At 55.3% G+C, this 16,545-nt stretch carries 9 protein-coding genes; all 9 read left to right on the top strand.

The window, feature by feature from the left end; all coding sequences use genetic code 11:
• Window positions 1–5 precede the first annotated feature (5 nt).
• The 9 genes from brxC to NX784_RS27465 all read left to right on the top strand — a co-directional run bounded on the left by brxC (window position 6) and on the right by NX784_RS27465 (window position 16,472).
• A complete protein-coding gene (gene brxC / locus NX784_RS27510; RefSeq protein WP_258819858.1) occupies window positions 6–3,566 on the top strand; it encodes a BREX system P-loop protein BrxC in 3,561 nt (1,186 codons plus the stop codon).
• Between the two features lie 8 nt (window positions 3,567–3,574).
• Complete coding sequence (pglX, locus tag NX784_RS27505) at window positions 3,575–5,383, top strand: BREX-1 system adenine-specific DNA-methyltransferase PglX (RefSeq protein WP_258819857.1); 1,809 nt, start codon at window positions 3,575–3,577, stop codon at window positions 5,381–5,383.
• Complete coding sequence (locus NX784_RS27500) at window positions 5,380–6,525, top strand: AAA family ATPase (RefSeq protein WP_258819856.1); 1,146 nt, start codon at window positions 5,380–5,382, stop codon at window positions 6,523–6,525. The genes pglX (NX784_RS27505) and NX784_RS27500 overlap by 4 nt, the downstream gene beginning before the upstream one ends.
• The gene (locus NX784_RS27495) at window positions 6,522–7,055 is read left to right on the top strand and encodes a hypothetical protein (protein WP_258819855.1); all 534 of its coding nucleotides are present in this window, start codon (window positions 6,522–6,524) and stop codon (window positions 7,053–7,055) included. Before NX784_RS27500 ends, NX784_RS27495 begins: the two co-directional genes overlap by 4 nt.
• Before the next feature lie 154 nt (window positions 7,056–7,209).
• Complete coding sequence (gene pglX, locus NX784_RS27490; protein WP_258819854.1) at window positions 7,210–8,997, top strand: BREX-1 system adenine-specific DNA-methyltransferase PglX; 1,788 nt, start codon at window positions 7,210–7,212, stop codon at window positions 8,995–8,997.
• A gap of 6 nt (window positions 8,998–9,003) precedes the next feature.
• Window positions 9,004–11,511 (top strand): BREX-1 system phosphatase PglZ type A, encoded by a 2,508-nt coding sequence (gene pglZ, locus NX784_RS27485; RefSeq protein ID WP_258819853.1) that lies wholly within the window; start codon window positions 9,004–9,006, stop codon window positions 11,509–11,511.
• Between the two features lie 22 nt (window positions 11,512–11,533).
• Window positions 11,534–13,612: a BREX system Lon protease-like protein BrxL gene (gene brxL / locus NX784_RS27480; protein WP_258819852.1), complete on the top strand. Its 2,079-nt coding sequence runs from the start codon at window positions 11,534–11,536 to the stop codon at window positions 13,610–13,612.
• Window positions 13,613–13,921: 309 nt separating this feature from the next.
• Entirely contained in the window at window positions 13,922–15,568 is a 1,647-nt protein-coding gene (locus NX784_RS27470; RefSeq protein ID WP_258819851.1) for an AAA family ATPase, read from the top strand.
• Window positions 15,561–16,472 carry a hypothetical protein gene (locus tag NX784_RS27465; protein WP_258819850.1) on the top strand — a complete coding sequence of 304 codons (912 nt, stop codon included), beginning with the start codon at window positions 15,561–15,563 and terminating at the stop codon, window positions 16,470–16,472. The genes NX784_RS27470 and NX784_RS27465 overlap by 8 nt, the downstream gene beginning before the upstream one ends.
• Window positions 16,473–16,545 lie beyond the last annotated feature (73 nt).

The raw sequence follows: 16,545 nt of genomic DNA, 5'->3' as shown, positions 1-16,545 counted from the left end.
ACCCGATGGAACTTAACCGCATTTTTTTGCATCCAGTAAGCCGCCCGATAGAAGGTGTTATCAAGGCCGACGATGAATCGAGCCTTTATGTGGAGCTCAACGAGTATGTGCTGACAGACGAGGTCGCCAAGCGACTGGAGCATTTTCTTGATGCCTACAACGACTACCATGGTGCGAACGGCGTCTGGGTCTCGGGCTTCTTCGGCTCGGGAAAGTCACATCTGTTGAAGATGTTGGCCTTGATGCTGGAGAACCGCGCCATCGATGGCACCTCCGCACTCGACATCTTCCTTCCCAAGATCCCGAAAGAGGACGAGCTGCTGCGCGCAGCCCTGAAGAAGGCCACTTCAATCCCTTCGAAAAGCATCTTGTTCAATATCGACCAGAAGGCCGACATCATTAGCAAGAGCCAGAGTGACGCCTTGCTCTCGGTCTTCGTCAAGGTATTCAACGAGACTTGTGGCTACTTCGGCAAGCAGGGCTACATCGCGCAGTTCGAACGAGACCTGGACAGCCGGGAACAGTTGAATGCGTTCAAGGACGCCTACCAGCGCCTGGCCAACAAACCCTGGGAGCGTGGCCGAGAACAGGCGCTGCTGGAATCGGGCAACATCGCCCGCGCTTATGCCGAGATCACCGGGGAAGATCTGACCTTGGCCAAGGGCATTCTGGACAAGTACCGCGCACAGTACAACGTCTCCATCGAAGACTTTAGTCAACAGGTCAAGGCATGGCTGGACAAGAAGCCAGCCAACTTCCGCCTCAACTTCTTCGTGGACGAAGTGGGGCAGTACATCGCCGACAACACCAAGCTGATGACCAACCTGCAGACCGTGGCAGAAAGCCTGGCCACAAAGTGCCAAGGCCGCGCCTGGATCATCGTTACCGCCCAGGAGGACATGAACTCCGTGCTGGGGGACATGAACAAGCAGCAGAGCAACGACTTCTCAAAGATCCAGGCCCGCTTTGCCAACCGACTCAAGCTCACCAGTGCCGACGTGGCCGAGGTGATTCAAAAGCGCCTGCTCACCAAAAACGAGATCGGCACCGAGCTGCTGGTCAGCACCTACGACCAGCAGCTCAACAATTTCAAAACCCTGTTTGAGTTCGCTGACGGTGGTCAGCAGTACATGAACTTCCGGGACGCGGAACACTTCACCTATTGCTACCCCTTCGTGCCCTATCAGTTCCCGCTGTTCCAGGCCTCGATTCGCGGCATCTCGTTGCACAACGGTTTCGAAGGTAAGGCCAACTCGGTGGGCGAGCGCTCCATGCTCGGCGTGTTCCGGGAAGTAGCGATTGCCATCGATCAGGAGCCGGTTGGCCAGCTGGCTACCTTTGACCGCATGTTCGAAGGTATCCGTGGCGCACTCAAGAGCGCCATCCAGAGTGCCATCAACAATGCAGAGCGCCATCTGGGCGACCCTTACGCAGTGCGCGTTCTCAAGGCGCTCTTCTTGGTCAAATACGTCAAGGAGTTCAAGGCCACGCTGCGCAACCTCAGTGTGCTGATGCTGGAGCGCTTTGGCGACGACCTGCCCGCGCAACGCAAGCGCCTTGAAGCTGCACTCAACCTGCTGGAACAGCAGACTTACATCCAGCGCAATGGCGATGTCTACGAGTACCTGACCGACGAAGAAAAAGACATCGAAGAAGAGATAAAGAACACCGAGGTCGAGACAGCCGACATCCTCAAGGAGCTGGAAACCCTGCTTTTCGATGGCGTCATCAGGCAGCGCAAGATCCGCTACAGCAACGGTCAGGATTACGCCTACACCCGTAAGATGGATGACCGCGCGCTCAGCCGTGAGCACGAGCTGGCCATCCACATTATCACGCCGCTCTCCGATAACTTCGACAACATCACCCTGCAGCGCATGCAGAGCATGGGACGTGATGAGTTGCGAGTGGTCTTACCAGCCGACGTACGCTTTATGCAGGACCTGACGATGTACAAGCGCACCGAGAAGTACATCCGGCAGAACAGCAACACTACACAAGAAGCGGTCAAGCGCATTCTGGATGCCAGGGGCTTCCAGAACACCGAACGCTTGAACGACCTGCAAGTGCGTGCCCGTAGCCTGTTGGGGAAAGCCACACTCATCATCAATGCGGCAGATGTGGATGTCAGCACCGGAGACGGCCAGACCCGGGTGCTCAAAGGCTTTGAACATCTGCTGCAAACCACCTACCCGAACCTGCGCATGCTGCGCGATGTGCCATTCAACGAGGCAGACATCGGCAAGCACCTGCGCATGGTGGAAGACGGGCTGCTAGCCAATGACGCCACCAGTCTCACCGAGCCTGAACAAGAACTGCTGGCCTTCATTCAAGGCAACGCTCGGGGCGGAGTGCGCACTACCGTCAAGAGCTTGATCGAGCGTTTCGAGCGCAAGAACTACGGCTGGTACTACGCTGCCATTCTTTGCAACTTGGCCCTGTTGTGTGCGCGCGGCAAGGTCGAGGTCAGGCAAGACAGTAACTCGCTGGAGCATGACACTCTGGAGCGCAGTTTGCGCAACACCAATGCCCATGCCTCGCTAGTCCTTGAGCCACAGGTTGAATTCAGCGCCTCACAAGTACGCACGCTTAAAGAGTTCTTTGCCGACTTCTTCGACAAGCCGGCCAGCAGCAACGAGGCGCGTGCGCTGGCTCGTGAGACTATCGACGCGTTAAAAGACCTGGAAATCGAACTGGTCGATCTGCACGGCCAGAAATCGCAGTTGCCGTTCCTGAGCGCGCTGACCCCAGTGCTGGCCACCCTAAAGGATGTGGCGAGCAAGAACCCCAATTGGTTCCTGACCGACCTCGCCCGCGCTGAAGACACTTTGCTTGACACCAAAGAAAACATCATCGACCCATTGCGGCGCTTCATGAAGAGCCCGCAGCGTGCCATCTTTGAACATGCTCGCTTGCTGGTCGCCGAGCAGGAAGACAACTTTGCCTATGTGGGCGCGGCCGGAGTGGAGGCTGTTCGTAACCTGCTTGCCGACGGCAAACCCTGGCAAGGCAACCGTTTGCAGCAACTCAAGCCGCAGCTGGATGCCCTGCAGCAAGAAATCGTCAACCAGTTGGCTAGTGAAAAGGAAGAAGCCACCAAGCGCCTTGCAGAGCTGGAGCAAAAACTACAAGCCACCGAGGAATACGGTCGTCTCGGCTCTACCCACCAGTCGCAGCTGAGCCAGCCTTTTGCTGATGCAAGGCTGGCGCTGCATGGCCAGAAGCGGATCGCCATGATCCGCGATCAGCTGCGGCACTTCGAAGACAGCCGCTATCCACAGTTACTAGTGCAACTGGAGCAATGGGCCAAGCCCGAGACGCCGCCACCGCCGAAGCCCAGCCTGGAACCCGATGGCGAGCAGACCGTTGGCGAAGAAACCCCGCCGGCCGGCTCGACAGGGCCCAAACCGCCGTCACCTGAGCCCAAACTGGTGCCCGCCCGCGCCATCAAAGTCAGTTACGCCAAGCCATGGCTGACCAATGAGACTGAGCTCGACGACTACCTGAACAAACAGCGTGAAGCCTGGCTGAGGGAAATCCTTGCCGGTAACCGCGTGCAGATCTGAGGCAGGGCATGGATACAAGCAAACTCAAAAAATTCGCCCAGTTCGCCCGACGCACCTTGGGCGAGCAAGTAGGCGCCAAGCTGGCCTTAGTGTTATCTGACGCCAGTCCGGCGCGCCGCGAAAGGGCCGCGGCCGTCAAGACGCTGGAAGAAGCGATTAAGAGCCATGGAAAGGAACAGGTCATCGAGCGTGTGGCTTACATCTGGTTCAACCGCTTCTGCGCGCTGCGCTTCATGGATGTGAACCGCTACACGCGCATCGGCATCGTGTCGCCCGCTGAAGGTCAGTTCCAGCCCGAGATCCTGCTGGAAGCTAAGATGGGCCATATTGACGAAGAGATGGTGCGGGCCAAGACGCGCCAGCAGATTGCCGACCTGCTAGCCGGTAAAAGTCCCAGCCACGACCCACAGGGCGAGGCCTACCGCCTGCTGGTGGTGGCCGCCAGCAACGCTTGGCATCAGGCGATGCCTTTTCTGTTCGAGCACATCGACGATTACACCGAGCTGCTGATGCCTGACGATCTTCTCTCAGGCAACTCCATCCTGGCGTATACCCGCGAGGCCATGACGCCGGATGCCTGCCAGGATGTGGAAGTCATCGGCTGGCTGTACCAGTTTTACATCTCCGAGAAGAAAGATGCCATCTTCGAAGGACTGAAGAAAAATCAGAAAATTTCCCCGGATAACATCCCCGCTGCCACCCAGCTCTTCACGCCGCACTGGATCGTGCGCTACCTGGTGGACAACTCGCTGGGTCGCCTGTGGATGCTCAACCGGCCAGATTCCCGCTTGGCCGAGCAGATGGCCTACTACGTTCCTTCCGCAAAACCGGAAACGGACTTCCTTAAGATCAAGGGCCCAGAAGACATCAAAGTCTGCGACCCCGCGTGCGGCTCGGGCCACATGCTCACCTATGCCTTTGATCTGCTGCACGCCATCTACGAAGAAGAAGGCTTCGACGCGGCTGAGATCCCGGAAAAAATCCTCACCCACAATCTTTTCGGCATCGAACTGGACGAGCGCGCCGGCGAGTTGGCCGCTTTTGCGCTGACCATGAAGGCCCGCGCCCGCCAGCGTCGTTTCTTCAACAAGCGCGTCAAGCCCCACATCACCGTGCTGGAAAAAGTGAGCTTCACCCGCGAAGAGCTGGACGAGTACATGGGCCATGTTGGTCGCGACCTTTTCACCCATGGCCTGCGTGAGACGCTGCAACAGTTCAGCGAGGCCGACAACTTTGGTTCGCTGATCGTGCCCAAGGTAGGCAATGTGGAAGATGTGCTGGCGACGTTGGAAGCTAAGGATATGGCCGGCAACCTGTTCCTGGCAGAGACTCATCAGCGCGTGCTAACCGTGTTGCGCATGGCCGAGGCCTTGAGCCCACGCTATGCCGTGGTAGTAGCCAACCCGCCTTACATGGGCGGCAAGGGCATGAACGGACGCTTGAACGCTTGGGCAAAAGAATCCTACCCCAACAGCAAGGCCGATCTGTTTGCGATGTTCATCGAGCGCAACCTGGACCTTGCGGTGAAGGGGGGCACAGTCGCCATGATCACCATGCAGAGCTGGATGTTTCTGGCCTCATTCGAGGCGCTGCGTAGCCGCATCCTCGACCAGCACACCATTTTGTCCATGGCGCACTTGGGCGCGCGGGCTTTCGACAGCATTGGCGGAGAAGTGGTCTCTACCACCGCCTTCGTGCTGGAGAACGCTCACAAACCGGACCATAGGGGCGCCTACATGCGCCTGGTAGATGGCAATTCGGAAGCGGAAAAGATGGAGATGATGGCCAAGGCTGTCGCTCAAGGGAGGGCTTCATGATCACTAACCTGCAGCTTAGGAACTTTACCGCCTTCACTGCGTTGTCCATCGAATTCTCGCCGGGAATCAACATCATAATCGGCGAGAATGGCACAGGCAAGACTCACCTACTCAAGGCCATTCAGGCTCTAAGTGGGCCGGAAGTCCTTGGAGAACTAGCTGGCGAGCAGCTGGCGCGGAAGCTGTGCCGACTCTACCATCCGCTCAGCGAGCAAGTTGGCGAGCTGCGTCGTGCTGGCACGCGCGGCGAGGCTCTGCTGAGTATTACCTTTGCCTCGGGCCAGGAGGTTGCCGTCAGGTTCAGCGGCAGCGCCACGGTGTCAAAGGTCAGGACAAGTATGAGTGGCGAAGCCTCTCCCGCCATCTTTATTCCGACGAAAGAGGTGCTGTCGCTAGTGCGCGGCCTAACTGCCGACCAGTCTCATCTTCCTACTATCGAACGCATCTTCGACAACGGTTACTTGGATTTGGCCAACCAGCTGGTCAAAGAAGGTGTTAACGACTTAGACGCCAAAGTCCAGCTTGACCCGCGCTTTACGAGCATAGTGCCCCGTCTAATCAACCTGATCGGCGGTCAATACTTGCTGGAGAACGGCCGTTTCGTCTTCGAATCCGGCCGCTTCGTGGAGAAAGAAGCCGCCACGCGTAGCAAAGCTCAGCATGCGCAGATGTACCAGGACAGCACCGAATGGAAGTTCGTGCCCAGTAGCAAATATCGTCTTTCTAGCGGCATGACTGCCGAGGGCTTCCGCAAGATTGGCGTGCTGCAGCGCCTGCTCAGCAACGGGAGCCTCAACCCCGGTACCACCGGCCCTTTGCTATGGGATGAACCCGAATCCAATCTCAACCCCAAGTTGATGAAGGATCTGGTGCAGGCATTACTAGAGCTCGCCCGCAATGGTCAGCAAGTTATCCTGGCCACACATGATTATGTGTTGCTCAAGTGGTTCGACCTGCTGATGGACAAGGGGAAGGGTGATCAAGTCCGCTTTCACGTGCTTTCACGTGATGCTGACTCCGGTCAGGTTTGTCTGGACAGCATGGACGACTATCGAGCCATCGAGCCGAATGCCATTGCAGACACCTTCAACGAGCTGACTAAGGAGCAGGTTGCTCGCAAGATGGGGGCCTTGGGTAAATGAAACTGCGCGAACGCGATCTGGAAATTGATTTTACGAATGCAATCGACGCCATTGTTTTCGATCAAATGAAGGCCGGTAAACCGGGCTACCACGGCATCGGGCAAATGCACCGCGTCGATTTCGTGGTCGAGCTTGAGGAAGCGATTCTCTTTGTTGAAGTGAAAGACCCGGGAAACCCGAAAGCACAGGCCGAGGGGCTGGCAAAGTTTTATGGAGAACTGCAGGACGGCACGCTGAGTGACACCTTTGCCGCCAAGTTCATCGACACCTTCCTGTATCGCTGGGCTGAAGAAAGGCTGCACAAGCCTGTTCACTACATCAGCCTCGTCACGCTCGAAGACAGTGAGCTGCTGCCCAACTTTTCAGATGAAGTTGCCAAAAAACTCCCGCCCATGGGGAAGGCCGTGCCGCGCTGGAAGCGTCAGTTAGTCGAGAACTGCCAAGTATTCAACATCGAGCTGTGGAACCAAAGCTTCCCGAAATGGCGCGCAGCTCGTGTCGGCAACTTGGAGACGAATGCGCTGGCCTAACGTCATCGGCCGAAGTCGGACAACCCAGATTTTGAGGTGGTTAAGCTAGGACAGTAAAGCCGAGACGGTCAAACAAATAATGAATCAGAAAAATATTCCAGATGATTGGCAGTAGATCAGTGGGCCAGTTGAGGAAAAAATTTGGATACTAAAGATGAGTAACAGCCAAGCCAGCACGCCAGAGCAAGCCATTAAGAAATATTTTTCACGAGCATCAGCAGAGGACTTCGAAAAGATCCCGGGAAACCCGATTGCATACTGGGCTAATGAATCTCTGCTGGAAAAATTCGTGAGCTTGAAGAAACTATCTTCTATCGCGTCCCCGAAGAAGGGGCTTGTAACTAGTGATAATGAAAGATTCTTGAAAAAGTGGTTCGAGGTTTCAAGAAATAAAGTTGGCTTTGGGTTTTCCTCAAGGGTGGAGGCCCAGCGCTCGAAAAATAAGTGGTTTCCAATAAATGCTGGTGGCGGATATCGAAAATGGTATGGAAATGCGGAGATATTGGTAAACTGGGAGAACGACGGAGAAGAAATAATCGATTATGCGGCCAAGTTATATGGCTCAGCGTCACGTCAAATACAGAATACAAACTACTATTTCCTCGAATGCATTACTTGGTCGAATATTACATCTTCGGGTTATGGTGCGAGATATTGTGATGGCGGCTTTGTTTTTGGGGCTGCTGGAACCGCTTGCATTCCGCAGGTGGAGAATTCGATTGAAGGAGTTCTGTCTTTTTTGAATTCTTTCGTCGCGAAATATGCGCTGCAGGTGCTGAACCCGACGCTTAATTTCTTAGTCGCAGATATATCGGCTCTACCGCTTGATACTGGTGCCGCATTTTCTGACCAGGTAAAGGCAGCGAGTCGCACTAATATTTGTCTTGCGAAAGAGGATTGGAATACATACGAAACCTCCTGGGATTTCTCCAAATCCCCGCTGCTACAAGCCAGCCACAGCCAAACCACACTCAAGACCAGTTATCAGAGGCTCCGCACTCACTGGCGCGAAGTGACGTTGGAAATGCAGCGTTTAGAGCAAGAGAACAACCGCATCTTCATCGACGCTTACGGCCTGCAGGACGAACTGAAACCCGATGTGCCGTTGAACGAAATTACGCTCACCTGCAACCCGCACTATCGCTACGGTGGCGACAAGAGCGAAGACGAGCTTGAAGCCCTGCTGTTGGCTGACACTATGCGCGAGCTGGTGAGCTACGCCGTGGGCTGCATGTTCGGCCGCTACAGCCTCGACAAGCCGGGACTGATTCTGGCCAACCAAGGCGAGATGCTAGCCGACTACCTAGCCCAGGTGCCGCAACCCAGCTTCCCAGCTGATGACGATAACGTAGTCCCGCTGCTGGACGGCGACTGGTTCCCGGACGACATAACCTTGCGTTTCCGCCAGTTCCTGCGCGTGGCGTTTGGCGATGCGCATTACGAAGACAACTTGGCCTTCATTGAGCAGGCGCTCAACCTTAAGGGCAAGCGCAACTACAGCCTTCGTGATTACTTCCTGAGCGAGTTCTATGCCGACCATGTGAAGCGTTACAAAAAGCGCCCCATCTACTGGTTGTTCAGTAGCCCCAAGGGCAGCTTCAATGCGCTGATCTACATGCACCGCTACCGCCCGGATATGGTTAGTGTGGTGCTGAAGTACCTGCGCGACTATCGCGAAAAGCTCGTCACCGAAAAGGAGCGCCAGGCCTCTGCGAGCATCAACCCTGCCACCAGTCAGGGCGACAAGACACGGGCGCTGAAAGAGGTGGACCGCTTGGCCAAGGTGCTGGCCGAGCTGGAGGACTATGAGCGCGATGTGCTCTACCCGCTGGCCACCGAGCAAAAACCCATCAACCTAGACGACGGGGTGAAAGTGAACTATTCGAAGTTCGGCTTGGCGCTGAAGAAAATTCCGGGGTTAGACGCCAAGGACGAGGATTGACCTCAGATGAGTAACGCAAAGATCCAGCAGGCGCTGAGCAATCTGTTTGACAAGCAGCGCATAGTTTTCTGGTATGACACCCGCCGCGAATTCCGGGCCGACTTCGAGGCGCTGGATTTACCTAGGGTGGAAAAGATTGAGCTGGCCAATAACGAGTTTGGCGTAAAGTACCGCGTGCTGCGTGAGCAGCCTGAGCAGAAGTTCTTGCTGTTTCGCGATGGCCCTGAGCCCGCCTACCTGGAGAACTGGCTGCTGGACGTGCAATTGGCCAGCGGTAGCGCCTTCCGCACCGATCAAGTGGCACTGTGGCTGGCGGAGCTGGAACTGGGGCCCGGTGCCTACCCGTTGTTGGAGGCCCATGCGGCTTTCTTTGAGGCCGCTAAGCGGCGTGAAAGGCTGAAGGAGCTGCTGGAGCCAGGCGACAGCGACAACGCCTTGCGTCAGAAGATGCTAGCCGTCTGTGTGGGCTGCGAGCCGCGCCTGGACGCGATGCTGGAAGCCCTGCTAGCCGAACTGGCTAGCGGCGTTGATACGCGCAGTAAGCTGATGGAGCGCAGCGGCCTGAACGAGTATTTCTGGGAGTTGATGAAACGCGCCTACGGCTACGTCAGCGAGCAACCCGGTCTTCAGGATTTTGTGATCGAGCTGTTCAAGAGCTGCTTTCTCACTGAGGTGGATGTCGAGTTCAAGCCTCGCATGACATCCGACGCGAAGGTGTTCATCCGGCGCTGGAAAGACAGCCGCGCACACGCGCAGGCCTTCGAGGTGTTGTCCGCCCAGTGTGCAGACATCTTGCAGATCGAGGACAAGCTGCAGGGCTTGGAATACCGGGTGCTGATGTCGGTGGACGAGTTTGAAGCCATCGACTGCAAGATCCTAAGCGAACTGGTGCGCGAGGTGACATCGCGTACGGTCAGTGCGCAAGAGGTGGAGCAATGGGTACGCCAGCGTCGGCAAGGGCACTGGTTTGATCGCTACCAGCACGTGTACCTGGCCATTGAGCATGCGGCGCAGTTTATGCAGGCGCTAGAACTGACGCAGCTGGAGATGGACTCCCTGCCTGATGGCATTCACAAGTACACGCAGACGTGGTTCCGTCTTGACCAGCGTTACCGTAAGTTCATCCACCATGCACGCGAGTCGGGCCAAGCGTCGCTGCTCCAGGCACTGAGCCAGCAGATGGAGAACCTCTACACCAACAGCTATCTGTCACAACTGAATGTGCGTTGGCAACGCTTCGTGGACGCTTGCCAGCACTGGGAAGCTGCCCCCGTGGTGAGCCAGTCGAACTTCTTTGATCGCTTCGTGCAGCCTTATCTGGAGCGCAAGGGCAAGGTGTGTGTGTTGATCTCCGATGCTTTCCGCTACGAGGTGGGGGAGGAGTTGCAGAGCCTGATTCGCCGCGAAGACCGCTTTGATGCGGAGTTGGTGCCCGCACTGTCCTGCCTGCCCAGCTACACCCAGCTGGGCATGGCTTCGCTGCTGCCTCACAAGACTCTCCAGATCTTGGAGAACGACAGCGGCGAGGTCATGGCCGATGGAGTTAGCGCCACGGGCACCACCAACCGCGCCCGCATCTTGGCCAAGACCGTGCCCTCATCCACCACAGTGCTCGCGAAAGATGTGCTAGCCATGGGAAAAGAGGATTCGCGGGCCTTGGTGCGCGACCATGATGTGGTGTACGTCTACCACAACTTGATCGACAAGACAGGGGATACGCGGGACACTGAAGAGCGTGTCTTTGGCGCGGCAGAAGAGACTCTGGATGAGTTGCTGCGGGTGGTCAAAAAGCTGGCCAATGCCAATGCCAACAATATCGTGGTGACCGCGGACCACGGTTTCATTTACCAACACCAACCATTGCAGGACAGTGACTTCCTCAGCACAGAACCCAGCGGCGACGAGATTCTTTACACTGACCGGCGTTTCGTGCTGGGCCGTGGTCTGCGCGAAAGCAGCAGCTTCAAGACCTTTCAGCCCGACCAATTAGGCCTGGCAGGCAACCTGCAGCTGCAGATCCCGAAATCGATCAATCGCTTACGCTTGAAGGGCTCGGGCAGTCGGTTTGTACATGGCGGGGCCACCCTGCAGGAGGTGGTGATCCCGGTGATCAGTATCAATAAGAAGCGCCAGAGCGATGTAGGCAAGGTCGACGTAGAACTGATTGGCGGTGGTGGCAAAACCATCACAACCGGGCAACTAGCCGTTGTGCTCTATCAGACGGAGCCTGTTACGGATAAGCGCCAGCCGCGACGTGTGCGCGCCGGCCTGTACACGCTAGCAGGTGAGACGATTTCCGATGTGCATGACTTGAGCTTTGACATGACGTCTAGCAATCCACGTGAGCGGGAGGTGGCGGTTCGCTTTATCCTGAGCCGCAAGGCCGACGCTTATAACAATCAGCAAATCGAACTGCGCCTGGAGGAGCCGGTGGATGGCACGTCACACTACACGCGCTACCAAGCCGTGCGTTACACCATTCGCCGTTCGTTTACCAGCGAGTTCGACTTTTAAGAAATAGGACGAGGTACGACCGATGAGCCAATTGGACGACAAGATCAATCAGCACTTTGCCGGGCTAGTGGTCCGCAAGGATCTGGTCAAAATGGTGAAGGGCAATGCCATCGTGCCTACCTATGTGTTGGAGTACCTACTAGGTCAGTATTGCGCCACGAATGACGAAGTCACCATAGAGGCCGGTATCGACACAGTGCGCGAGATCCTGCGCAAGCACTATGTACACCGCAACGAGGCGGGCCTGGTGCGCTCGACCATAAAGGAAAAAGGACGACATAAGGCCATCGACCGTATCAGCGTAGCCCTAAACGACAAGTCAGATGCATACGAGGCCGAATTTGCCAATCTCGGCATTAAGAAGGTAATAATCGATTCCGCCACGGTGAAAGCGCACCCCAAGCTGCTAGTGGGCGGCGTGTGGTGCATCGCCGACGTGGAGTACCTGTTCACCGAGGATAAGAACGCATCACCCTGGATACTTGCCTCGATCAAGCCGATCCAGCTTTCGTACTTCGACTTCGAGGCTTACGTGGAGGCGCGTAAGCAGTTCTCCACCGATGAGTGGATCGACCTCCTAATCCAGAGTGTGGGCTTCAATCCGCAGATGTTTGGCAAGCGCAATAAGCTTAGCCAGCTGGTGCGGCTGATTCCTTTCTGCGAGAGAAACTACAATCTGATTGAGCTGGGACCAAAGGGGACCGGCAAGTCACACATCTATTCAGAATTTTCACCACACGGCATCCTGATTTCTGGCGGGGAGGTAACAGTTCCTAAGTTGTTTGTCCACAATGGAACTGGCAAGCTGGGTCTTGTCGGTTACTGGGATGTAGTGGCTTTCGATGAGTTCGCCGGCAAGCAGAAGCGCGTGGATAAGGCGCTGGTAGACATCATGAAGAACTACATGGCGAATAAGTCATTCTCGCGCGGGGTTGAGACGCTAGGCGCAGAGGCTAGCATGGTATTCGTGGGTAATACTGACCACACGGTGCCCTATATGCTTAAGCACTCCGATCTCTTCGACCCGTTGCCAGATAAGTTCCACGATTCCGCTTTCCTCGATCGTATCCATGGTTACATCCCTGGCTGGGAGGTCGATGTGATCCGCGGCGAAATGTTCTCTAGTGGCTACGGCTTTGTGGTGGACTACGTTGCCGAGATCCTGCGTTCGCTGCGTAACCATGATTTCTCCGATCGATACAAGGCCCGGTTCCGTCTGTCGGATGATATTTCTACCCGAGACCGTGACGGCATCAATAAGACATTTTCAGGCCTAATGAAAATCCTCTTCCCTCACGGAGAAGCCAGCGACGCAGAAATTGAAGATATCCTGCGGGTAGCTATTGAGGGGCGTAAGCGAGTGAAGGATCAGCTTCTTCGGATTGATCAGACCTATCCGGCAGTGCGCTTCGCGTACTTCAACTCTCAGGGTGCCGAGCGCTTAGTTACCACTCTGGAGGAAGACGAATATCCGAATGCGTACCATCGCCGGGTGGAGGTCGGAGGGGCAGAGGTGACACTGGCACAAGCCATCCCGACTGACGACTCCGCACCAGTGGTAGAGGAAAAGATGTCGGCCACAAGGGTCTTACCCCCGAAGCCCGATGTTGTGCTCAAGGAGCAGCACCTGGTTTTTCAGGAGAATCAGCGTGGAGTAAGCTTCGACAAGTTGTTTGGGCCCTATTTGGTCGGAGCCAAGCGGATCATCGTTACCGACCCCTATCTACGCATATTCCACCAACAGCGTAACTTGATGGAACTGCTCGAGACTGTGAGCAAGTCCTCAAGGCTGGAAGACGAGGTAGCGGTGCATGTTGTTACTGTCGAGGACGAGTTTAACGGTGATCGCCAGACCGAGAATTTCCAAAGAATGGCGGATGCCTGTGCTGGTATCGGCATTCAGTTCACGTGGGCGTACGACACATCTGGCACCAGACATGACCGAGATATCACAACTGACCTTGGATGGAAGATCGTACTTAGTCGAGGGTTAGATGTGTTTCAGCGCTATGATGTTAACGACGTATTCAGCTTCGCAAACCGCGTGCAGCGGCACCGACAGTGTAAAGAGTTTAATGTGACCTTCGTAAAGCTGCAGTGAATACGCTTTCGCACCCGACCTCATGGTCTGACGTGGCGAACCTGGCGCCAGGCACGTCGGCATTGTGCAAACCATGCTGGCGACCTGTCGCCTAAACGATATCAATCTATGTGACTACTTCGTCGACATACAGCAGCGTGCCGGCCAACACCCGGCGCCACTAGTGCATCAGCTAACGCCAAGGATCTGGCAGCAAATGTTTGCAGAAAATCCTCTGCGCTCGGATCTGCACGACCTTGGCAGTCGACACGTTTTCGCCATCGCGTGACCGCTTACGGATGAATTAACCGAGACCAGGCCATAAATTTAATGACACATTCCCTTCAAAGCATAACTCTTGGCGGTTTTCAGGTGTTCGACACGCCCGTCGAGATACCACTTGGGAAAATATCTTTCCTTTTCGGTCCTAACTCTGCAGGCAAAAGTGCGCTTTCCGATGCGCTCGACATTTTTTCACTACTCGAGCCTTACTTTGACATTATCCCAGCCGAAGACGTCTCCAAAATTATTCGGCGCCACTATCGCAGCAGTGATGCCGGCGACTTGTGTGAAACCATGTTAATTTCGGTGAAGCATGAACAGTTTTGTCGCGTTGATTACTCCCTTTGCGACACATTGGGGGAAGCTGCGTTGGCGAATGACCAGAGCTATGGCTGGGACGGTTTCGTCCAGGAAAACCGTTGGCACATCCGCGCCTGGACGGAAGACGAGCTAGAAGATACCGGCGTAACTTGGGAGGTTGATGTAGATCACGAAATTCATTTGAATGGCCTCCCGTTTATCAAAATGCATGGATTTGATGCCGCGAAATCGTCGTGCACGCACCTAGAGTTTTTTCACACTCATCCATGTGTTGACCCACTTCTAGTCAATAGATGGGTCGATCTTGCTACGTTAGCAACAAATCCGGTCCGGTGTACCGTATCGGAAAGTTCGGTTCAGGTCCGTGGTTCTTATATCTACCAGAGCTATGGGATGGCCGAGCAGGCGTTCAATGAATACATCTACACCATGAACAAGAGTCCTCTGCCTTCTGAGGAATGGGAATTTGCTTATGGATCTTGGATGTCTCTCGTGAACGCCGCACTGGGGTGCGTGAGCCTCGGCAATTCCGCAGTCCGGCACGAAATCGTTCGAGCGTCGCGCAAGGTACCGTCTCCGTCGGAAGTTACATTTTTTCCAGTTAAGCTGCTGTCAGCACTGAATGTGATATCCCCCGAGGTCAACAGCGACCCGTTCTATATCTTGCTCATGCAATCGCTGGCGATGCAGTGTGGGCTTGCTCCTCCGACGCGCCCATCGCCATTCCTGCCCAAGGTGAGCGCAGAAATCGCGATGCGCGTGAATGATGCATTGTCGGGCCATTTATTCATTGAAAAAGGTTACCAAGTAAAATTTGAAAGCGTTGCGACCATCGTCGTCAATGATGATCGGGTAGCAACGGTCGCAGGGCTTGAACCTGGACAAGAGAGGACTGAATTAAGCAATGGCATCACACGTCTGCATTTGGCCGATGCAGCGATGCGACGGATCGAAATCGAAGACGTGGGGTCAGGCATAGGCTACGTCATCCCCGCACTAGTGTCTCTGTGCAGTGATTTCGCCAACACGAGCATCATTCAACAGCCGGAGCTGCATTTACATCCTGCGCTGCAGGCAGCTGTCGGGGACGTGGTCATTGAGGCAGTAGGCCGGGGCAAGCAGACCGTTATCGAAACACACAGTGAGCACCTGCTCTTGCGCATCCTGAAGCGTATTCGTCAACGCGCTTCAGGTCGCTACGCAGCGGAGGAGGTGGCACTTGACGCCGATGACGTATGTGTACTCTATTTTCTGCCTCAGCTGGACGGTACCACTGCCGTTAAGCGATTGAGGTTAAACCAGGCAGGCGAATTCATAGACCGTTGGCCTAACGGTTTTTTTTCAGAACGAGACGACGAGTTATTTGATGAATGACCTCTTCGCTGCCGACCCAAAGATCGGGCGTGATTCGCTGGCACTTAGATTCTTATTCAGCTTATTCGGTCATTCAAGCGGCCGTTATCTGATGGATTTTCCGGCGACCTGGCGCGCCGACGTCCTGAAGGCGCGGGAGGGGCTAGGGGACATTGAAGAGGCGCGATTGCGCACTTTGCTTCGGCGGGCGAAAGAACAGGGCGTCTTTCGTTCGGCGCCAGGGCTGGTGTGGGAGCAAGAGTTTGACTGGCTCGCCAATATTATGACCCAGCTCAAACTTGGTCGCGCGGTCGTGGCGGGCCTGATCTTGGATGCCGCTGACTCCCCTGCAAGTGACTTCGTAGTACCTACCTGGCCCCTGACGGAGGTTCCTTTGCCGCCGACTGCCGAAGAGCGCATCGCCGGCGCGGCCACTGAATACTGTCGCGTGAGTACGACATTATTGGTTGGAAGTGCTGAGCTTGCATTCGTCGACCCTTACCTCGACTTTCGCAAGCGGGCGGTCACTCGCGTTCTTGAGCCAATGTTAGATAAAGTAAGAAGAAGCGCGTGTCAACGCGTTCTTCTTCATGTACGCGCCGTATCTGTTAATGATATGGACGAATGTGTCGCGCAAGCACAGCAACAACTCGGCCGGATTATGGATCTGTACATGCCGACACGTCCGCAGAAAATCAACATGCTGTGGTGGGATGATGACCGAGCAAGTGAACGCATGCACGGACGTTATTTGTTGTCGAATAAGGGAGGAATTCGTTTCGATCAGGGCTTCCAAGTCTTACCGGCCGGGCGAATGGTGGACGTAGCGCCAGTCTCGCCATCAGTGCATCTCAAACTGTACGAGCACTTTTTTGACAACAAACATGATATGAAATTGGTGGCATCGATATCGCTCGAGAAATGATTTTATAATAGCAGCGCTCGCTCGTCTGTTCCTGTATGTAGGGGAACTTCAACATCTAATTCTATAGTTTTCT

The sequence above is a fragment of the Massilia pinisoli genome (assembly GCF_024753285.1).
GTDB lineage: Bacteria > Pseudomonadota > Gammaproteobacteria > Burkholderiales > Burkholderiaceae_D > Telluria > Telluria pinisoli.
This window is presented reverse-complemented; position numbering and strand designations above follow the sequence as displayed.